The sequence below is a fragment of the Spirillospora sp. CA-294931 genome (assembly GCF_050946795.1).
Lineage (GTDB): Bacteria > Actinomycetota > Actinomycetes > Streptosporangiales > Streptosporangiaceae > Spirillospora.
Genome location: NZ_CP192006.1, coordinates 1,752,229 through 1,771,973, shown reverse-complemented (window position 1 = coordinate 1,771,973; position 19,745 = coordinate 1,752,229). Strand labels below are relative to the sequence as shown.

Sequence of the window (19,745 nt, the reverse complement as noted above, 5' to 3'; positions counted from 1 at the left end):
TCAGGTGGAACCGGGGCCGAGCGAGCCGGTGGTCACCGGACGCGCGGCCCCGGGTCGCGGGGACCCGTCAGAGGGTCACGGGCTCGTGATCTCGACCGGCTGGTCCAGGAAGTAGGTGCCCTTGAACGTGGACGCGTGGCCGCTGCCGATCAGGCCGAAGCAGCCCACCACGTTGTGGATGGTCAGGTTGCCGCCGCTGGTGGCCAGCGCGTTGGTGCTGTTGGTGTAGGTGCCGACGACCTGTCCGGCACTGCCCGCGGTCGGGCCGCCCACGTCGGCCGAGCAGCCGGGGCCCTGCAGCTTGGCCTTGATCCCGGTGATCGTGCCGGTGGTCACGTCCGAGCCGTCGTAGGAACCGGCGTTGAGCGGCCAGTTGAAGTTGCTGGGGATGACGGTGAACTGAAGGCCGCCGGGACCGCTGCAGTTCGTGAAAGAGATGCCGGTGACGTTGGCGATGCCTTCGCCCGGCAGGTTCGATCCCGCGACCGGGACGTTCCCGTCGGCCGTGGAGTCGGTGCAGGTGAGGGTGGTGCCCGTGACCTCGTCCTTGAGGGTGGTCGGGCCGTCGGAGAAGCCCTGGAAGTTCCCGGCGGGGCTGATGGTCCAGGTGGCGTCGTCGGCGGAGGCGGGGGTGGCGGTGAGGGCCAGGCCGGACGCCAGGACGGCGGCGGCGACAAGGCCGGTGCGAGCGCTCTTGCGCATGGTGATGTTCCCTTTCTGGGGAGTGATTTCCAGAGGTGATGCCGCTGTCGGCAGGGGTGGGTTCAGGGACACGTGCGCAGGGTTGATCTCAGTTACTGCTCCTTCTTTCCCAGTGGCATGGTGAGCTTTTCCGGTCGATGTGGAAGGCTCATCCGGTAGGCCCTACCGACCGGTAAGCTAAGCGGCGGTTTCGGTGTTGACAAGGGGTACGATTGGAAAAACTCTCGAAAACGTGATCCCTTATCACCTCGTGAGCACGGCCGAGATCGTTCTATAAGGAAGTGAGCGTCACGACCTCTTGATGATCGGCAGCCGATGGTGAACCTGCCAGGTCAGAGGCTGCATACGGTGGGAACTCGCGTCCGGAGCGTGAAAGTTTCCGTGGAATGGTGCGCACGGCCTCCGGTTGAGTTACGTTTGCTGTGCTGTAGATCACTGCGGGTGAAGATCGAAACCCCGCTCGCCCGTAGTGAATGACCGGTCGCACGGTCGGAGATTCCCGCCCAGCTCCGGCCAGAGGGAGGATTGGACGATGGCGCGCGCATTTGATGCGCCCGGGCGGGGCCAGGGCCCCGAGAGGCTTCCACCACAGATCGTCGCCATTCTGCGGCCCGAAATACCGGCCCTGATCGACGATATTGTCGGGGAGATCGGCTCCGCCATTCCAGAATTCGTGGACCCCGGCCGGGAGCCCCGTGCGGGGCTGCGCGCCGCCGCCGAGCAGGCGCTGGCGACGTTCATGGATCTGCTCTCGGGCTCCACCGACTCGGTCGAGCGGCGCGACGAGCTGTGCCGCGCGCTCGGACGGCGCGAGGCGCACGAGGGACGCAGCATGGACGCCCTCCAGGCGGCCTACCGGACCGGCGTCCAGGTGGCGTGGCGGCGGGCCACCGAGGTCGGCCGGCGCCGCGGCCTGTCGTCGGCGGTGATGTCGAGGCTGGCCGACGCGGCGTTCTCCTACATCGACGAGCTGGCCACGCTGTCGGTCGAGGGCTACATGGAGGCCAAGGCCCGCTCGTCCGAGCGGCGGGTGGAGCGGCACCGGCTCCTGCTCGACCTGGTGCTCAAGCGGCCCGCCGTGGCGCGCGCGGCGCTGGTCGCCCCCGCGGAGGAGGCCGGCTGGGACGTCCCGGACGAGGTGACCATGGTGGCGCTGCCCGCGCAGGCGCGGTGCCTCATCGAGGCGCTGGATCCGGACGTGCTGGCCGATGCGGGCCCGCCCGATCCGATCCTGCTCGTCCCCGGTCCGCTCGATCGGGGGCGGCGCGCGATGCTGGCCGCCGCGATCCCCGAACGGCGCGCGGCCGCCGGGCTGACCGTCCTGCTGGAGGACGCGCGCGACTCACTGCGGTGGGCGCGCCAGGCGCTGGCGCTCGTGGACGCCGGGATCCTGGAGGACGACGGTCTGGTGGTGTGCGAGGACCATCTGCTGGAGCTGTGGCTGCTGTCGGACGGCGCGCTGCTCGACCAGATCGCCCGCCGCAGGCTGGCCCGGATGGCGCGGCTGAGCAGGACGCAGCACGGGCGGCTCACCGAGACGCTCGGGGCCTGGCTGGAAACCCAGGGCAATGCGGTAGATACCGCCAGAATCCTCCAGGTACACCCCCAAACTGTGCGTTACCGGATGCGTCAGGTGAGCGAGCTGTTCGGCGCCGAGCTGGCCGACGCCGATTCGCGCTTCACCCTGGAATTGGTGCTGCGTGCGGACCGATTGCGGAGACGACGAACACCGCCGCCCCGGGGGGTTCCGCCCTGATTCCGATGCCATCCGGAAAATGACAACGCGTAGTTTTGCGATTTCTTTACCGGACGTATCGACATTTCTGATCTACGGTCGGTGTGCTTCAGATCACACACAACTAGATGGCCCGGAGTGCGCAGGGGTCCCCCGCTCGGCGCACCCATTCCGGGTTGGAAACCGTACCGCCGTCACTCAGCCCCCGGGCGCCCCCCTGGTGGCGATCGCTCCTTGACGGCGGCGTTCTCGGAGGAGATACCGATGACGCAGACGGTCGAACCGGGGGACCTGATCCAGCTGTCGTCCCCGTTGCCGCGACAGCTGGCCATCGTCATGCGGCAGCAGCTGCCCAGCCTCGCCAAGGAGGTCATCGAGGAGATCCGCCGCGCCATCCCGGCATACGGCAGACCGATCAAGGGGCCCTATGTGCAGGCCCTGCAGATCGGCGTCGAGCGGGCCCTCGACCAGTTCGTCGAGCAGATCGCCTCCCCCGGCGCGCCCAGCGACCGCTACAAGGAGACCTGCCGCAGGCTCGGGCGCTTCGAGGCGCAGGAGGGGCGCACGCTCGACAACCTCCAGGCCGCGTTCCGGATCGGGGCGCAGGTCGCGTGGCGCCGGGTGATGAAGACCGGGCCCGAGCTCCAGCTGTCCTCGACGGTGATGGCCCAGCTCGCGGCCTCGCTGTTCGCGTTCATCGACGAGCTGGCCTCGCTCGCGCTGGAGGGCTATCTGGACGCGCTGCCCTCGGAGGAGCTGGAGGAGCACCGCCGCCGCCTGCTCCAGCTGCTGCTGCGCACCCCGGCCGCGTCCCGCCGGGCCGTCGCCGAGCTGGCCCAGATCGCCGAGTGGGAGGTGCCCGACGAGGTCACGCTGGTCGCGGTCCCGGCCGGGTCGCGCGTCGTGCGGGCCTCGCTCGACCAGGACCTGCTCGCCGACCTGACCGGCGACGAGCCGCACCTGCTGGTGCCGGGCCGCGTGAACGAGGACCGGCTGCGGATGCTGGCCGAGGCGCTTCCCGAAGGACGGGTGGTCACGGGCCTGTCGGTCGCGCCCGTGCACGCGGCCGACTCCCTGCGCTGGGCCCGCCAGACGCTCCCGCTGGTGGAGCAGGGGGTGCTCTCGGACGGCCCGGTCACGCGGTGCGAGGACCACCTGATCACGTTGTGGCTGCTGTCGGACCCGGCCATGGTCGACCAGCTCGCGCGGCGCCATCTGGCCGGGGTGTCGCGGCTGAACTCCGTCCAGCGCGACCGGCTCCTGGCCACCCTGCACACGTGGCTGACCACCCGGGGGACGGCGGCGGAGATCGCCGAGGAGCTCGACGTGCACCCGCAGACCGTCCGGTACCGGATGCGCAAGCTGGAGGGGACGCTGGGCGACCGGCTGGCCGATCCGGACGCGCGGTTCGCGATCGAGGTCGTGCTGCGCGCGATGTGGCTGCGCGAACGCGGAGCGGGACGGTGAACGCGCACCGGCCGTTATCCTGACCTGCGTGCCGACCTCCACCTGGTTCCGCCTCAACGTCGCCAAACGCGAGCGCGTGCTGGAGGTGGCGATGCGCGAGTTCGGCGAGCACGGCTACTCGACCGGCAGCCTCAACACCATCGCCCGCGAGGCCGGCATCGCCAAGGGCTCGCTGTTCCAGTACTTCAGTGACAAGCTGGAGTTCTTCGCCTACGTGTGCGACGAGTCCTCGCGGCGCATCCGCGAGGAGATGGAGCGCCGCATCGCCCGGCTCGACTTCGACCAGCCCTTCGACGGCTGGCTGTTCGACGTGCTGTGCGAGTGGAGCGAGTTCCTGGCCGACCACCCGCTGGAGCGCGCCGTCACCGCCGCGACCAACTTCGAGCTCGACAACAGCGTGCGCTCGGTCGTCCGCGACACCTCCAACCAGCACTATCTCCAGGTCATCCACCCGTCGCTGAAGCTGTGGCAGGAGCGCGGCGACATCCGTCAGGACGCCGACATCCAGGTGCTGGCGACGCTCATGCTGATGACGCTGCCGTTCCTGGCGCTGGCGCCGTACTACGACGGGCTCGACCCGATCCTCGACCTGCGCGGCCGCGGCCCGGCCGAGCAGCGTCCGATCATCCGGCAGCTCATCGCCGGGATGAGGCCGCTCTACGCCCCGGCCGGGTGACCGGAGGAGGCCGCCCGTCCAGTCCGGAACGTGCAAAATGTCCGATACATCCGATTTTGCAGGGCCGAATGTGGGATTCAGGTTGTTGGTGCGTTCTCTGAGCTTTTGTGAGCAATGCTTAAGTGGCTAGGCTGGCCCGCGGCCGCCCGGATGTGATTTATGGGCGATTGCATCGCGCGGCCTTCCGCCCCGCATTTCACAGGCAGATGCCTCTCCCCCAGACAGGTAGACAATCAATGATGAGGGTCAATCGAGCACTCCCGTTCGCCCTTGCGGTCATGATGATCGCGAGCTCCTGCGGGGGCTCCGACGGCAAGAAGTCGTCCGGTCCGAACGGGCTGGAGAAGTCCGAGATCAAGGTCGGCGTCATCCCCATCGCCGACGCGGTCGCCGTGCCCCTGGCACAGGCGAAGGGCTACTTCAAGGCCGAGGGCCTCACCGTCAAGATCGAGAAGATCCAGGGCGGCGCCATCGCGACCCAGTCCCTCATGGCCGGAAGCCTGGACGTGACCCAGAGCAACTACGTCTCCACCCTCCTCGCCCGCAGCAAGAAGCAGGGGATCAAGGTCGTGGCCGACGCGGCTTCGGCCCGGCCCGGGCTGTTCAAGCTCATGGTCCGCAAGGACTCGCCCGTAAGGTCCCCGGGCGACCTCAAGGGCAAGACGATCGCGGTCAACACCAAGCGGAACGTCGGTGAGCTCGCCGTCCGCTCCACGCTCAACATCCACGGGATCAAGGGCGACGAACTGAAGTTCGTCGAGTACGCCTTCCCCGAGATGGGGCCGGCGCTGGAGAAGAAGCAGGTCGACGCCGCGTGGGTCACCGAGCCCTTCATCAGCACCGGTGAGAGCAAGCAGGGGCTGCGCGCGGTCGCCGACACCATGGCCGGACCCACGGCCGAGCTCCCGATCGCGGGCTGGCAGGTGACCGAGAAGTTCTCCAAGGAGAACCCCAAGACGGTCGCCGCCTTCCGCAGGGCGGTCGTCAAGGCCCAGCAGCTCGCCTCGCAGGACCGCAGCGCCGTGCAGGACACCCTGCCGAGCTACACCACGATCACCGACAAGAACCTGATCAAGGTGATCACGATGCCCGGCTACCCGACCAGCCTGAGCAACCGCCGGATCCAGCGGGTCGCGGACCTGATGAAGCAGTTCGAGTACCTGCCCAGCGGCATGGACACCAACGCCCTGGTCAAGGCCACTCTCGAAGGCGCGACCGACTAGATGTCCGCCAGGCTCCACCCCGCTCCCCGCTCGACGGCGGCCGGGAAGCCGGGCGACCGGCCCCCTGGCCGCCGGCACCGCGTCCCCACCGACGCGGTGCGCGGTGTGGCCGGCGTCGCCGTCTTCCTGGCCCTGGCCGAGCTGGCCGGGCGCGCCGGTCTGGTCGACCGCAAGGTCCTGCCGCTGGCCTCGGCCGTCCTCGAACGCGCCGCCGGGCTGGCCGCCGACGACGTCTTCCTCGACCACGTCGCCACCACGCTCACCGGGTGGTCGTTCGGGCTGCTGCTCACCGTGCTGATCGCGGTGCCCCTCGGGCTCCTCATCGGATCGATCCCCGCCGTGGACGCGGCGGTACGGCCGTTCGTGGAGTTCCTGCGGCCCATCCCGTCGGTGGCGATCATCCCGCTGGCCATCTCGCTGTTCCCCGACGCGCTCGACCGGCAGCTCGCGGTGATCTGCTTCGGCGCGAGCTGGCCGGTGCTGCTGAACACCGTCTACGGGCTGCGCGAGGTCGATCCCGTGGCCAAGGAGACCCTGCGCTCGTTCGGGTTCTCGCCGCTGAGCGTGCTGTGGCGGGTCTCGCTGCCCACCTGTGCCCCGTTCATCGCAACCGGGGTGCGGATCGCGTCCGGCATCGCGCTGATCCTGGCGATCAGCACCGAGCTGCTGGCGGGCGGCTCGTCCGGCATCGGCGTCTACCTGATCGAGGCGGGCGGCAGCACGGACGGCATCGAGATGATCATCGCGGCCACGGTCTGGGCGGGGGCGTTCGGAGTCCTGTTCGACCTGCTGTTCACCCGCGCCGAGGGACGGCTGTTCCGCTGGCGGCGCCAGAGTCTGAAGGGGGCGGGCGAATGAGCGCCGCGCACGGCGCGGCCAAGGGCGCGCGTCCGGGCGTCCCGCGGCCGACCTGGCTGCGGGCCTGGCTGCGCGCCTGGCCCTACCTGCGTTTCCTGCTGGTCCGGGTGCTGCCGGTGCCCGCGGTCCTGCTGCTGTGGGAGCGGGCCGCCAAGTCCGCCGAGAACATCAATTACCCGCCGCCGTCGCAGATCCTCAGCACGATGCGCGATCTGTGGCTGAGCGGCCCCGCCGACCGCCTGTGGCTGACCGAGTCGGCCACGACCAACATCCCCGCCAGCCTCGGCCGGCTGCTGACCGGCTGGCTCCTGGCGGGCCTGATCGGCGTGGCGGCCGGGCTCGCGGCGGGCCGCTCGGCCCGGCTGCACGCCTACGTCCGTCCGCTGGTCTACTTCGGCTCCGCCATCCCGCCGATCATGCTGCTGCCCTTCTTCATCGCCCTGTTCGAGGCCGGGACGCAGACCCAGCTGGTGATGATCATGTTCGGTGTGATCTGGCCCGTCCTGCTGAACTCGATCGAGGGCGCGCGCGGCGTCGATCCCCGGCACATCGAGATCGCCGAGGTGTTCCGGTTCTCGGCGGCCGAGCGGCTGACGCGCGTGATCCTGCCCTCCGCGCTGCCGAAGATCTTCGCCGGGCTGCGCGTCAGCCTCTCGCTCGCGCTGATCCTGATGGTGATCTCGGAGATGAAGGGCAGCACCAACGGCATCGGCTTCCAGCTGCTGGACGAGCAGCGCAACTTCAACACCCCCGGCGTCTGGAGCGGCATCGTCCTGCTGGGCGTGCTCGGCCTCCTGCTGAACAGCCTGTTCCTGCTGGCCGAACGGCGCGTGCTGGCCTGGCACCGGGGCGCGACCCGTACCACATGACCGATCCAGGAGAGAGATGACCGACCCGGACCCCACCACCATCATCTGGGACGCGATCGGGGCGCTGTCGCGGTTCGCGGCCCTGGCGACGATGGCCGACCTCGGCGTCGCCGAGGAGCTGCGCGACGACGGCCCGCTCACCCCCGACGACCTGGCCAAGCGATGCGGCGCGGACCCCGGTTCCCTGGCCCGCGTCCTGCGCGAGCTGGCGGGCATGGGCGTGGTGTCGTCCGCGCCCGGGGGCCGCTACGCGCTGACGCCCGCGGGCGAGACGATGTGCGCCGACTCCCCCGATTCGATGCTCGCGGCCGTTCAGATCAACAACGAGCCGGAGTTCCGGTACGCGATGGGCCATGTGCCGCGGACCGTCCGGCAGGGCCGCGCGGCCTTCGTCGACGAGCACGGCCCGCTCTATGACTACCTGAGCGACAACCCCGCCCTCGCGCGGCTCTTCGACACCTACATGACCTCGCGGTCGGTGCCGCTGCGCAGGGCCGTGGCCGAGCGCTACGACTTCTCCTCCGCCGGGACGCTGGTCGACGTCGGCGGCGGCAAGGGCCACTTCCTCGGGACGATCCTGGCCGCGCACCCGAACCTGCGCGGGGTCCTGTTCGACCGCGAGCACGTGGTGGACGCCGCCCGCGAGAACTTCGTCGAGCCGGACGTGGCCGACCGCTGCGAGTTCGTCAGCGGCGACTTCTTCGAGGGCGTCCACCCGGGCGGCGACGTCTACCTGCTGGGCAGCGTCATCCACAACTGGTCGGACGACGACGCGGTCACGATCCTGTCGCAGGTGCGCGGGGCGATGGCCGAGGGCGGGCGCGTCCTGCTGCTGGAGTACGCCCTGCCCGACGGGGACGAGCCCCACGTCGGCAAGGACGCCGACATCAGGATGCTGGCCCTGTTCGGCGACGGCGCCGAGCGGACGGTGGAGCAGTACCGCGCGCTCCTCGGCCGGGCCGGGCTGCGCCTGGAGCGCGTCATCGACCTGCCGGGCGGCGCCCACCTGATCGAAGCCCTCGTCTGACGGGCGACCGGGCCCCCGGGTGGGGGCCCGGTCGTCGGGTCAGCGGTGCAGTTCGTAGTCTTCGGGCTTGGCCTTGCGGCTTCCGGCCCAGAACTCGAAGGTGTGTCCGGGCCACAGGGTGCGGTTGACGCCGGTGGAGTCCAGGTACCAGCTCTCGCAGCCGCCCTCGCTCCACACCGAGCGGCGCAGGCGGCGGTGCATCCGGTCGTTGAACCGGCGCAGCGCGTGCGGCTTGGGCTCGATGGCGGTGGCGCCCTTCTCCTGCATGAGCCGCAGGCAGCTCAGCACGTGCTGGATCTGCACCTCGATCATGAACACGACCGAGTTGTGGCCGAGCCCGGTGTTGGGGCCCAGCAGCATGAAGAAGTTGGGGAACCCGGGGATCGTGGTGCCCCGGTAGGCCTCGATGCCGTCGGCCCACGCCTCCTGGATCTTCAGGCCGTCCCGGCCGATGATCCGCAGCTCGGCGAAGGCGTCGGTGACCTTGAAGCCGGTGCCGTAAATGATGCAGTCGACCTCGTACTCCTTGCCGTCGGTGGTGACGACGGAGTTCTCGCGGACCTCGGCGATGCCGTCGGTCTCCAGCTCGACATTCGGGCGGGCCAGCGCCGGGTAGTAGTCGTTGGACAGCAGCACCCGCTTGCAGCCGATGGTGTAGTCCGGCGTCACCTTGGCGCGCAGTTCGGGGTCGGAGATCTGCCGGTTGATCTGCCAGCGCGCGAGCTTCTCCATCGGCACCGAGAGCCTCGGGTCGATGGTGAAGCCGACGGCGCGGGCCTCCAGCGACCAGTAGATGCCGTGCCGGAACGCGCGGGCCGCGCCGGGCACCTTCTCCAGGAACGTGCGGAGCGGGGCGGCGATCTTGCGGTCGGGCTTGGGCTGGATCCACGGCGGCGTGCGCTGGAACAGCACCAGCTCGGACGCCTGCTTGGCGACCTTCGGGACGAACTGGATGGCCGAGGCGCCGGTGCCGACGACGGCGACGCGTTTGCCGGTCAGGTCGTAGGAGTGGTCCCACTCGGCGGAGTGGAAGGCCTTGCCCTGGAACTTCTCCATGCCCGGGAGCTTGGGGTAGGACGGCAGGTGGAGCGCTCCGACGCCGGAGACGACGGCCCTGGGCGTCAGGACGGTGCCGTCGGTGAGGGTCACGTTCCAGCGCTTGGCCTCGTCGTCGTAGGCCATCTCGTCCAGATGGCTGTTGAAGCGGATGTGCTCGCGGACGCCGTACTTGTCGGCGGTGCGCTCCATGTAGGCGCGGATCTCGGGCTGGGGAGCGAACATCCGCGTCCAGCCGGGGTTCAGCTCGAAGGAGTAGGAGTACATGTGGGACGGCACGTCGCACGCACACCCGGGGTAGGTGTTGTCGTGCCAGGTCCCGCCCAGGGCCTCGCTCTTCTCCAGCACGACGAAGTCGTGGAAGCCGTTGCGCTTGAGCTGGATCGCCATGCCGAGCCCGGCGAATCCGGATCCGACGATGACGATGGCGGGGGCACGCTGGCTCATGATGTTCCTTCCGCAGTAACCTACTCTCAGTAAGTTACCCCGAGTAGACTTACTGACGGTAGGTCCAAGAGGGAGGAATCGCTGTGAGTGCCGCCACACCCCGCCGACGGCGGATGTCGCGTGCCGACCGGGAGCGGCAGATGCTCGACGTGGCGGAGGAGGTCTTCGGCGAGCGCGGCTTCCGGGCCACCTCCATGGACGAGATCGCCGAGCGGTGCGGCGTCTCCAAGCCGATGCTGTACGAGTACTTCGGCTCCAAGGAGGGCCTCCTGCGGGCCAGCATCGCCCGCTCCAAGGAGGAGCTCCACGACGTCACGCTGAAGGCGGTGTCGGGCGCCACCACCCCGCGCGACATCCTCTGGCAGGGCATGGTCGCCTACTTCACCTTCGTCGACTCCCACAGCAAGTCGTTCACGATGCTGCTCCAGCAGCCCGTGGAGGTCCCGGCCGAGACCGCCGGCACGGTCGAGGCGACCCGGGTGCAGCAGAGCGAGCTGATCTACGGGGTGCTCGCGCTGTTCGCGCCCGACGCCCCCCGGGCCGATCTGGAGGCCTACACCGAGATCATCATCGGGGCGAGCGAGCGCCTGGCGCTGTGGCGGGCCGCACGTCCCGAGGTGGGCGTCGAGGACGCCGCGCGCTACATGACCGAGTTCTGCTGGAACGGCCTCAGCCCGTACGTTCCCGATCCCGGCGAAGCGCCTCCAGCGCCCCGATGAGCAGGTCGAGGCCGAACTCGAAGTCGGCCTCGGGATCGTTGCGGGCCAGCTCGGGCCCGAGCCTGGTCACGTGCGGGAACTGCTCGGGGTCGAGCCAGTCGTAGGCCGCGGTGGGCTCGGCGGGCAGATTGCCCAGCGTCTTGACCAGCCCCAGCTCGCGCATCTGGGCGCCCAGCGCGTAGGCCATCAGCGCCCGCATGATCCGCACGGACGTGAGGCCGTCGAACCCCGCGTCCTCGGCCAGCGCCAGCGCCCGCTCGGCCGGGCGCACCCCGACCGGGAACTCGGTCTTGCGCGTGAACACGACCGTCATGCAGCGCGGATGGTCGTGCGCGACCTTCCGGAACGCCCGCACCAGCGCCCGGGCGCGGTCGCCCCAGGGGAGCGCCGGGTCGTCGGCCAGATCCATCCCCGAGATCACGTACTCGGCCACGCCCTGGAGCAGGGCCGCCTTGTTGGGCACGTGGTTGTAGAGGGACATCACGGCGACGTCCAGCTCGGCCGCGACGCGGCGCATCGACAGGGCGTCCACGCCCTCGCGCTCGATCAGCCCGGCCGCGGCGCGGACGATCCTCTCGCTGGTCAGGGCGGGGCGCGGCTGCGCTGTGACGGAGGTCACTTCCTTCGCCATCGGCCCCGCCCCTTTCACCCGTTGACGCCTGTAAGTGGCCCGTGACACGGTACGTACATCGTACGTAAGGCGTACATCGTACATAAGCCCGCGTCCCGCGGAGGTTGCCGTGTCGACTCATGACCTTTACACCGCCCCTGTCGACAAGTCCACCTGGAACGCCCCGCTCGCCGGTGATGCCCGCTTCACCTGGGAGTACGACGACGGGCGCGACCGGCTGCTGGCCCTGTACCAGAAGGGCAAGGACAAGCAGTGGGACTCGGCCAAGAGGATCGACTGGGACCTGGAGGTCGACCCCCACGACGTGCTCGGCGTCCCCGACCAGTCCCTGGCCATCTACGGCACCCGCCACTGGGACCGGATGAGCGTCAAGGAGCGCGGCGAGCTGCGCATGCACCAGGCGTCCTGGCAGTTCTCCCAGTTCGTCCACGGCGAGCAGGGCGCGATGATCACCGCGGCGCGGATCGTGGAGTCCGTCCCCGATCTGGACTCCAAGTTCTACTCCGCCACCCAGACCATGGACGAGGCCCGCCATGTCGAGCTGTTCTCCCGGTTCCTCCAGGACAAGATCGGCATGGTCTACCCGATCAACACCGAGCTCCAGGGCCTGCTCAACGAGACCCTGACCGACTCCCGCTGGGACATGCCCTACCTCGGCATGCAGGTGCTCATCGAGGGCCTGGCGCTGGCCGCCTTCGGCGTCATCCGCGACGTGACCACCCAGCCGCTGCCCAAGCAGCTGCTCACCTACGTCATGCAGGACGAGGCCCGCCACGTCGCGTTCGGACGGCTCGCCCTGCGCGACTACTACAAGGAGCTGTCGGCCCCCGAACTGCGCGAGCGCGAGGAGTTCGTCATCGAGGGCTGCCACCTCATGCGCGACCGCATCCGCGGCCGGGAGGTCTGGACGAACTTCGGCGTCCCCCTGGCCGAGGTCGACGAGCTGGTGGCCAACTCCCCCTACATGCGGATGTTCCAGAGCCTGCTGTTCAGCCGGATCGTTCCGTGCGTGCGCGACATCGGGCTGTGGTCCGAGCCCGTCCGCGCGACCTTCGAGCAGATGGGCGTGCTGGACGCGTCCAAGGCCGACCTGGAGGCGCTCATGGCCCACGACGAGGAGCTGGCCGACCAGCTCGACGCCGCCCGGTTCGCCGCCGAGGAGGCCGAGCGCAAGGCGGAGGTCGACGCGGTGATCGCCGCCGAGTCGCAGTAGTTTGGACCTCCACCCCTCGGGAGGTCACGCATGCCCCTCGCGCACTTCGACGGTGCCCTCGCGGTCGTCACCGGAGCAGGCAGCGGCCTGGGCCGCGCCACCGCCCTCGCCCTGGCCGAGCGCGGCGCCGAGGTGATCGCGGCCGACATCGACGGGGACACCGCCCGCCGCACCATCGTGCTGGCCAAGGCCATCGGCGCCCGGGGCTCGGCCCACCAGGTCGACGTCTCCGACCGCGCCGCGATGGAGGAGTTCGCCGCCCGTGTGCGCGCGGACCACCGCGTCCCCGACATCGTGGTCAACAACGCGGGCATCGCCGTCGCGGGACCCTTCCTCGACACCGGCGTGGACGACTGGGAACGGATTCTCGGCGTCAACCTCTGGGGCGTCATCCACGGCTCGCGGCTGTTCGGACGGCAGATGGTCGACCGCGTCCACGCCCTGCCCAACAAGCCCGAGCCGCCGAACTTCGGCGGCCACATCGTCAACATCGCCTCGGCCGCCGGGTACACGCCCTCGCGCGCCCTGCCCGCCTACTGCACGACCAAGGCCGCCGTGGTCATGCTCAGCGAATGCCTGCGCGCGGAGTTCGCGTCCTCGCGCATCGGCGTCACGGCGGTCTGCCCGGGGTTCTCCGGGACGTCCATCGTCCGCAACGCCACCCTGGTCGGCCTGACCGAGGCGGCCGAGCGACGCCTGCGCGAGCGCGGCGACCGCGCCCTGCGGCTTCGCCACTACCCGCCCGAGCGCGTCGCCGAACGCATCGTCCACGCCATCATCAAGAACCGGCCGCTCGTCCCGGTCAACACCGAGAGCCACCTGCTCCACGCACTGTCGCGCGTCAGCCCCGCCTCACTCCGCCTCCTGGCCAAGGTCCCCCTGCCCCGCTAGGGCCAACGCTCCCCAACCCGGGGCGCAGATATAGGGCCCGGCTCAAGCACATCCAAGGCGGTACCCCGCCGCTCAGGGACGGTTCGCGGGTCTCAGCAGCTCGGCCGCCGAACGCTCCTCGACCTCCGGGCCGGACGCCGGATGGTCGAGCATGGCCAGGCAGGCCGCGTACCCGGGGCCCGGGTCGAGGGTGCGCATGGCGAAACGCTCGGCGAGGCCGGGGCGTCCCTCCCAGTCCAGGACGCGGGGCGCGGCGCCGGGCGGGGAGACATGGATCTGGGCCATGGGTGCGCGCAGGCCGTCCCCGGTGGCCTTGATGAGGGCTTCCTTGCGCGTCCAGTAGGCCAGAAGGTCTTGCCCCGTATGGTCGCCCGCTTCGCCGGGGGCCAGCAGATGCCTGCTGATCTCGCCGCCGATGCGGCCCGTGTCGGCCTCGACGTCGACGCCCACCGGCCCGTGCGGCGAGATCGCGACCACGACCCGGTCGCCCGAGTGCGACACCGACAGATGAGGGCCGTCCACCACGGTGGGCGGGCCGTGCTGCTCGCCGCAGTCGGGGCAGTCGCGGTTGATCGGCAACCGGGCCGGTTCGACGCCCATCCGGCCGCCCACGGCCAGCCGGGTGATCGCCACCCCGAGCGTGAACCGATCGCGATCGGGCTCACGGAGATACCGCGCCCGGCGCGCGCGCTCGACTCCGTTCAGCAGAGACAGATGTGCGGGGAGCACGTCGCCGAGCGTCGCCCACCAAACGGTTACCGTTTCCACTTCGCTCCATTCGCGATCGCAGAGCGTCAGATTAGACGATGACCGTTAGCCATTTCGCGCGGTGGTGTCGCGGGGCGGTGGGGCCGCCCCGCGACTCTCGGGTGAACCCGCACGGGAGCTGGGACAACTACACCCAGGACACTCCATGAGGCTGTTCGGCCACGTCGTCCGACCTCCTCCTCCCAAGGCGATCGCTCCGCCGATCTCCGCCGCCTCTACGCGGCCGTAGATCAACGTTTTCCTCCCCTTAACGAAACAGCCTAGGAGCGATTCTCATCGCATATGCCATGATCGGCCAATTCAGGTCAAAAATGGTTCAGCGCAGTCGGGTGAGCACTTCTCGCGCCACGTCGGTGGCCCTGCCGAGGCAGGCCTGCTCGCGCTCGTCCGGGTCGCCCCGTCCCGGCACCTGCTCGCTGTAGCTGACCGTCACCACCGCGTTGCGAACCCGCGCCGTCACCTGCCCGACCACCGTCGGCTGCCCCCGATCGGCCTTGAACCACCGGTACGCCTCGTCCCCCAATCCCGGATGACGGCCGATGCTCACCGTCCGCTCCAGCGTCGAACTCCTCGCCTGCGCGAACTGCGCGCCGAAATAGCGCTTGGCGTCGTCCAGAGGAGTCTCGGTGTTGGCCTGGGCGTACAGATGAGCCTCGACCCGCAGCCAGCGGAAGTCCGAGCCCGTCGACGAGAAGGTGCACGTGGTCAGCGTGCTGTTGGAGCTCTCGCGCCGCTGCGCCCCCGGGATCAGCCGCTGGACGGTGCCGCCCGCGACCGTCCCGCACGGCGCCGGGAGCGTCCCGATCGTCTGCGCTGTGGGCGGGTCGCTCCGGGGAGGCGCGGCGCGCTCGCCGTCCGAAGGCAGGAAGAAGAACACCGCCCCGGCCGCCAACGCGAACACCGCCACCGCCGCGACCAGCAGCATGGCCTTCGGCCGCCGCTTGGGCGCGGGAGGCTCCGGCGGCGAGTACACCCGCTGGAACGGCTCCTGCGAGAGGCTCACTCACGCTCCTCACGTCCGACGCTTCCTCCGAAACGGTAATCAGCCGGACCCCTCCCTGACCAGGGCCCGGAAGTCAGGAGTGTCAGACGTGGTGTTCACAATGGAGGGGTGCTGCTCGCCGAGATCGCCCGAACGTCCGGGGCGGTGGCCGCGACCACCGCCCGCAAGGCCAAGACCGAGGTGCTCGCCGCCTGCCTGCGCGACGCGGGCCCCGGCGAGGCCGCCGTCGTGGTCGCCTACCTCTCCGGAGAGCTGCCACAGCGCCAGATCGGCGTTGGCTACGCCGCCCTGCGCGACCTGCCCTCCCCCGCGGCCGAACCGTCGCTGACCGTCCCCGAGATCGACGCCGCCTTCACCGAGATCGGCGCCGTCTCCGGCAAGGGCTCGGTGGCCCGCCGCCGCGAGCTGCTCACCGCCCTGCTCGCCCGCGCCACCCGCGACGAGCAGGGCTTCGTCGTCCGGCTCCTGGCCGGCGAGCTGCGCCAGGGCGCCCTCGACGGCGTCATGGCCGAGGCCATCGCCAAGGCCTCCGACCTCCCGGCCGCCCGCGTCCGCCGCGCCGTCATGCTCCGCGGCGCCCTGGGCCCCGTCGCCGAGGCCGCGCTCACCGGCGACGCCCTCGACGCCTTCACCCTGGAAGTCGGCCGCCCCATCCGCCCCATGCTCGCCTCGGCGGCCCCCTCCCTCGACGACGCCTACGCCAAGCTCGCCGCCGAGGCCGCCGTCGAGTGGAAGCTCGACGGCATCCGCGCCCAGATCCACATCCGCGACGGCGAGATCCAGATCTTCACCCGCACCCTCGACGAGATCACCGACCGCCTCCCCGAGATCGTCACCGCCCTGCGCGCACTGCCCGTCCACCAGGCCGTCTTCGACGGCGAGCTGATCGCCCTGGCCGCCGACCGCCGTCCCCACCCCTTCCAGGTGACCGCCGCCCGCACCGCCACCCGCACGACCCGCGACGCCGAGTCCGTCCCGCTGTCGGTGATCCTCTTCGACGTCCTGCACCTCGACGGCGCCGACCTGCTCGACAGCCCCGCCGCCGAGCGCCACGCGGCCCTGGCCCGCGTCGTCCCCGAGCCGCTGCGCATGCCCCGCCTCGTGACGTCCGACCCGTCCAGGGCCAAGGAGCTCTTCGACGACGCCGTCGCCCACGGCCACGAGGGCGTCGTCGTCAAGGCCCTCGACACCCCCTACACCGCGGGCCGCCGCGGCGCCGGCTGGATCAAGGTCAAGCCCCGCCACACGCTCGACCTGGTCGTCCTGGCCGTCGAGTGGGGCCACGGCCGCCGCCAGGGCTACCTCTCCAACCTCCACCTGGGCGCCCGCGACCCCGATACCGGCGGCTTCGTGATGCTCGGCAAGACCTTCAAGGGCCTCACCGACAAGCTCCTGGCCTGGCAGACCGAGCACCTGCGCGCCCTGGCCGTCCGCGAGGACGACTACACCGTCCACGTCCGCCCCGAGCTCGTCGTCGAGATCGCCTTCGACGGCGTCCAGCGCAGCCCCCGCTACCCCGGCGGCCTGGCCCTCCGCTTCGCCCGCGTCCTGCGCTACCGCCCCGACAAGTCCGCCGCCGAGGCCGACACCATCGAAACCGTCCGCAAGGTGGCCCCTCTCCTCGACTGAGGGGCTATTTGGGGGTTTTGTTTTTGGGTTTCAGGAGTTCGGGAGGGTGGAGGTCGGGGCGGCCCGCGATGAACTCCTGCACCCAGATCTTGGCGCGGATCATGGGGCGGCGGTAGCGGGCCTCGCGGCGCTCGGCGCGGGGGATCTTGGACGAGCCGTTCTTGTAACGCCAGCGGGCCCAGGGGGAGGCGGGGCGGGCGAGGCGGAGGGCGCCCGCGATCAGGAGGAAGGGGATGAACATGCCGATGAGGCCGGTCCAGATCTTGCCCTTGAGAAGGGTGACGACGGCCAAGCCGAGGCTGAGCACGACGGTGGTGACGTAGGCGGCCAGGACGGCGGTGCGGTCGGTCTCGCCGGGGCCTATGGCCAGGTCGGTGAGGCCGAGGGGGTGGATGCCCATGAGCAGGAGGCCGGTCACGGCGACGGCGACGAAGACGGCGTCGACGGAGGCGCGGCCCTTCTCGGTCCAGTAGACGTCGCTGAGGTGCAGGATCAGGGCGAACTCGTCCAGGACGAGGGCCGAGCCGATGCCGAAGATCACCGCGGCGAGGGCGACCCGCCAGTCGCCGTCGGTGGTGATGACCAGGCTGGAGATGCCGCCGATGAGCATGAGGACGACGCCGAAGACGACGTGGTGGATGTGGACGTCGCCCGCGGTGATGTTCCGGAACCAGAAGCGGGCCTCGGCGCGGATCAGCCGGACGTTCACGCGGGTCAGGACGAAGGTGAGGATGAACGCCACGAAGAAGCAGAACAGCGGCAGCCTGCCGGTGTCCAGGATCCGTCGTGCGAAGAAGTCGCCCATGTGTCCCCCCGTGGGCCCCATCATCCTCTGGCGGCACTCGGGGATATCGTTCGGGGTGAGCTGACCAGGGGAGATCGATGAGCCGTATCGTTGACCGCTTCGACCCCGGGGGCCGAGCGTGGATCGCCGAGGCGATGCGTCAGGTCGAGGCCGACGCCAACCGGAGCGCGGACACGCACCTGCACGTGTTCCCGCTGCCGCCCGAGTGGGGCATCGATCTCTACCTCAAGGACGAGTCGGTGCACCCCACCGGTTCCCTGAAGCACCGGCTCGCGCGCTCGTTGTTCCTGTATGGGCTGGCCAACGGCTGGATCCGGGAGGGGACGACGATCATCGAGGCGTCCAGCGGGTCCACGGCGGTCAGCGAGGCGTACTTCGCGCGGCTGGTGGGGCTGCCGTTCGTGGCGGTGATGCCGGCCTCGACCAGCCCGGAGAAGATCGAGCTGATCGAGTTCTATGGCGGGCGCTGCCATCTGGTCGACGTGCCTGGAACGATCTACGACGAGTCGCGGCGGCTGGCGGCCGAGTGCGGCGGGCACTTCATGGACCAGTTCACCTACGCCGAGCGGGCGACGGACTGGCGCGGCAACAACAACATCGCCGAGTCGATCTTCGAGCAGCTGCGGCTGGAGCGCTTCCCCGAGCCGTCGTGGGTGGTGGTCGGAGCCGGGACGGGCGGCACGTCGGCGACGATCGGACGCTACGCGCGGTACCGGCGCTTCCAGACGCGGGTCGCGGTGGTCGATCCCGAGGGGTCGGCGTTCTTCGACGGCTACAAGAACGACGACCCCGGCACGACGGCGCCGGGCTCGCGCATCGAGGGCATCGGGCGTCCTCGGGTGGAGCCGTCGTTCGTCGCCGCGGTGATCGACCGGATGGTCCAGGTGCCGGACGCGGCGTCCATCGCGGCGATGCGCTGGACCAGTGAGGTGTCCGGACGCCATGTCGGCGGCTCCACCGGCACCAACATGTGGGGCGCGCTGGAGATCGTCGCCGAGATGCGGGCGCGGGGCGAGCGGGGCAGTGTGGTCACGCTGATCTGTGACGGTGCCGAGCGCTATGCGCGCACCTTCGACTCCGATGCCTGGCTGGCCGAGCAGAAGATCGACATCGCGCCGTACATGACGGCGCTGCGGGGCTTCCTCACCACGGGGGCGTTTCCCGAGGGCCTCTGAGCGCCGAGCGGCGCTCAGAGGCCGACGTGGGCGTCAGGGGATGTAGACGCCGTTGAACCACTGCCCGCGTCCGTCGTTGGAGTAGGCGTCGACGTTGAAGTTGTAGTTGCCGTGCTTCCCTTCCCAGAGATAGCCGGGCAGCCCTGAGGCCGCGTTGGCGTCGCAGATGATGTCGTTGGTGCAGATGGTCACGGTGGGGATGTCGCCGAAGTAGTTGTCGGCGCCGGCGAGCGGGAAGCCGACGACGGGGGCGACGAGCGGGTGGGCGGCGGCTCCGGGGTGCCCCGGTCCGGCGGCGCGCTTGGGGTCGGCGATCAGGACCGCGTTGACGTCGTCGATGGTCTGCCAGTTCTCGGTGACCCAGGTGTGGACCACCGCGGCGCCCAGCGAGAAGCCGATCGCCTTGACGTGCTGGCTCGGGCACGCGTTGCGCTGGTCGCGGATCAGCCGGTTCAGTTCGTTGACGCCCTGCCGGGCGTTCCACCCGGTGGGAACGGCCGGGTAGCCGACGCGCTGGCTGATGTTGCCGGTCCAGTACGCGTGGTTGGAATCGTTGTCACCGGTCCCGCCGACGACGATCGTGTACGTGCCTTCGCACGGGGCGGCCTGGGCGGCGGGCGCCGTCACCAGGGTGAGCCCCGCCAGCGCCACGAGGCCGGCCAGCAGTGCCGAGAGTCGTCTCATTCAGTGTCTCCAAGCTCGAGTGAGGTCCGGACGCCGGGAATCCTCTAATAGACATTGGTGTCTGTCTATGGGCAAGATCACATCACCGCCGGAGACAGAGGGGCCGGACCGCCGAGGCACGCGAAACTCGATGCCTCGGGCCGAAAATACGAACGGTGGGCGCGTCA

At 70.1% G+C, this 19,745-nt stretch carries 19 protein-coding genes; 12 read left to right on the top strand and 7 right to left on the bottom strand.

Annotation, left to right across the window (positions count from 1 at the left end; all coding sequences use genetic code 11):
• Positions 1 to 75 precede the first annotated feature (75 nt).
• A complete protein-coding gene (locus tag ACQPY4_RS08335) occupies positions 76 to 702 on the bottom strand; it encodes a hypothetical protein (RefSeq protein WP_433334125.1) in 627 nt (208 codons plus the stop codon).
• A 532-nt stretch (positions 703 to 1,234) separates the two neighbouring features.
• On the opposite strand from ACQPY4_RS08335, the gene ACQPY4_RS08330 reads away from it, so the two are divergent.
• From ACQPY4_RS08330 to ACQPY4_RS08300, 7 genes are all read left to right on the top strand, one after another.
• On the top strand, positions 1,235 to 2,458 hold the full coding sequence (locus tag ACQPY4_RS08330; protein WP_433334123.1) for a PucR family transcriptional regulator: 1,224 nt from the start codon (positions 1,235 to 1,237) through the stop codon (positions 2,456 to 2,458).
• Between the two features lie 243 nt (positions 2,459 to 2,701).
• Entirely contained in the window at positions 2,702 to 3,904 is a 1,203-nt protein-coding gene (locus ACQPY4_RS08325; protein WP_433334121.1) for a helix-turn-helix domain-containing protein, read from the top strand.
• Between the two features lie 28 nt (positions 3,905 to 3,932).
• Complete coding sequence (locus ACQPY4_RS08320; protein ID WP_433334119.1) at positions 3,933 to 4,580, top strand: TetR/AcrR family transcriptional regulator; 648 nt, start codon at positions 3,933 to 3,935, stop codon at positions 4,578 to 4,580.
• 278 nt (positions 4,581 to 4,858) lie between these two features.
• Positions 4,859 to 5,803, top strand: a complete 945-nt coding sequence (locus ACQPY4_RS08315) for an ABC transporter substrate-binding protein (protein ID WP_433334117.1) — start codon at positions 4,859 to 4,861, stop codon at positions 5,801 to 5,803.
• Positions 5,804 to 6,661, top strand: coding sequence for an ABC transporter permease (locus ACQPY4_RS08310; protein WP_433334115.1), 858 nt, complete (start codon positions 5,804 to 5,806; stop codon positions 6,659 to 6,661). It abuts the gene before it with no gap.
• Positions 6,658 to 7,530, top strand: a complete 873-nt coding sequence (locus tag ACQPY4_RS08305) for an ABC transporter permease (protein ID WP_433334113.1) — start codon at positions 6,658 to 6,660, stop codon at positions 7,528 to 7,530. The genes ACQPY4_RS08310 and ACQPY4_RS08305 overlap by 4 nt, the downstream gene beginning before the upstream one ends.
• Positions 7,531 to 7,546: 16 nt before the next feature.
• The gene (locus ACQPY4_RS08300) at positions 7,547 to 8,557 is read left to right on the top strand and encodes a methyltransferase (RefSeq protein WP_433334111.1); all 1,011 of its coding nucleotides are present in this window, start codon (positions 7,547 to 7,549) and stop codon (positions 8,555 to 8,557) included.
• 39 nt (positions 8,558 to 8,596) lie between these two features.
• On the opposite strand, the gene ACQPY4_RS08295 is transcribed toward ACQPY4_RS08300, so the two are convergent.
• Complete coding sequence (locus tag ACQPY4_RS08295; protein ID WP_433334109.1) at positions 8,597 to 10,060, bottom strand: flavin-containing monooxygenase; 1,464 nt, start codon at positions 10,058 to 10,060, stop codon at positions 8,597 to 8,599.
• 83 nt (positions 10,061 to 10,143) lie between these two features.
• Here ACQPY4_RS08295 and ACQPY4_RS08290 point away from each other — a divergent pair, with 83 nt between their 5' ends.
• Positions 10,144 to 10,779: a TetR/AcrR family transcriptional regulator gene (locus tag ACQPY4_RS08290; protein ID WP_433334107.1), complete on the top strand. Its 636-nt coding sequence runs from the start codon at positions 10,144 to 10,146 to the stop codon at positions 10,777 to 10,779.
• Here ACQPY4_RS08290 and ACQPY4_RS08285 read toward each other — a convergent pair.
• On the bottom strand, positions 10,730 to 11,410 hold the full coding sequence (locus ACQPY4_RS08285; protein WP_433334105.1) for a TetR/AcrR family transcriptional regulator: 681 nt from the start codon (positions 11,408 to 11,410) through the stop codon (positions 10,730 to 10,732). The two genes, ACQPY4_RS08290 and ACQPY4_RS08285, sit on opposite strands and share 50 nt — an antisense overlap.
• A 109-nt stretch (positions 11,411 to 11,519) precedes the next feature.
• On the opposite strand from ACQPY4_RS08285, the gene ACQPY4_RS08280 reads away from it, so the two are divergent.
• Together ACQPY4_RS08280 and ACQPY4_RS08275 are read left to right on the top strand one after the other, a co-directional pair.
• Positions 11,520 to 12,623 (top strand): ferritin-like domain-containing protein, encoded by a 1,104-nt coding sequence (locus ACQPY4_RS08280; protein ID WP_433334103.1) that lies wholly within the window; start codon positions 11,520 to 11,522, stop codon positions 12,621 to 12,623.
• Positions 12,624 to 12,653: 30 nt separating this feature from the next.
• Positions 12,654 to 13,514: an SDR family NAD(P)-dependent oxidoreductase gene (locus ACQPY4_RS08275; RefSeq protein WP_433334101.1), complete on the top strand. Its 861-nt coding sequence runs from the start codon at positions 12,654 to 12,656 to the stop codon at positions 13,512 to 13,514.
• 72 nt (positions 13,515 to 13,586) lie between these two features.
• On the opposite strand, the gene ACQPY4_RS08270 is transcribed toward ACQPY4_RS08275, so the two are convergent.
• Positions 13,587 to 14,282, bottom strand: a complete 696-nt coding sequence (locus ACQPY4_RS08270; protein WP_433334099.1) for a 4'-phosphopantetheinyl transferase family protein — start codon at positions 14,280 to 14,282, stop codon at positions 13,587 to 13,589.
• Between the two features lie 316 nt (positions 14,283 to 14,598).
• On the bottom strand, positions 14,599 to 15,285 hold the full coding sequence (locus tag ACQPY4_RS08265; protein WP_433334097.1) for a hypothetical protein: 687 nt from the start codon (positions 15,283 to 15,285) through the stop codon (positions 14,599 to 14,601).
• A gap of 108 nt (positions 15,286 to 15,393) precedes the next feature.
• Between ACQPY4_RS08265 and ACQPY4_RS08260 the strand changes: the two genes are divergently transcribed.
• The gene (locus tag ACQPY4_RS08260) at positions 15,394 to 16,914 is read left to right on the top strand and encodes an ATP-dependent DNA ligase (RefSeq protein ID WP_433334095.1); all 1,521 of its coding nucleotides are present in this window, start codon (positions 15,394 to 15,396) and stop codon (positions 16,912 to 16,914) included.
• A gap of 4 nt (positions 16,915 to 16,918) precedes the next feature.
• On the opposite strand, the gene ACQPY4_RS08255 is transcribed toward ACQPY4_RS08260, so the two are convergent.
• The gene (locus ACQPY4_RS08255; protein ID WP_433334093.1) at positions 16,919 to 17,719 is read right to left on the bottom strand and encodes a hypothetical protein; all 801 of its coding nucleotides are present in this window, start codon (positions 17,717 to 17,719) and stop codon (positions 16,919 to 16,921) included.
• 77 nt (positions 17,720 to 17,796) lie between these two features.
• Here ACQPY4_RS08255 and ACQPY4_RS08250 point away from each other — a divergent pair, with 77 nt between their 5' ends.
• Entirely contained in the window at positions 17,797 to 18,894 is a 1,098-nt protein-coding gene (locus ACQPY4_RS08250; protein ID WP_433334091.1) for a PLP-dependent cysteine synthase family protein, read from the top strand.
• A gap of 33 nt (positions 18,895 to 18,927) precedes the next feature.
• On the opposite strand, the gene ACQPY4_RS08245 is transcribed toward ACQPY4_RS08250, so the two are convergent.
• The gene (locus ACQPY4_RS08245) at positions 18,928 to 19,578 is read right to left on the bottom strand and encodes a cutinase family protein (protein ID WP_433334089.1); all 651 of its coding nucleotides are present in this window, start codon (positions 19,576 to 19,578) and stop codon (positions 18,928 to 18,930) included.
• Between the last annotated feature and the right edge of the window lie 167 nt (positions 19,579 to 19,745).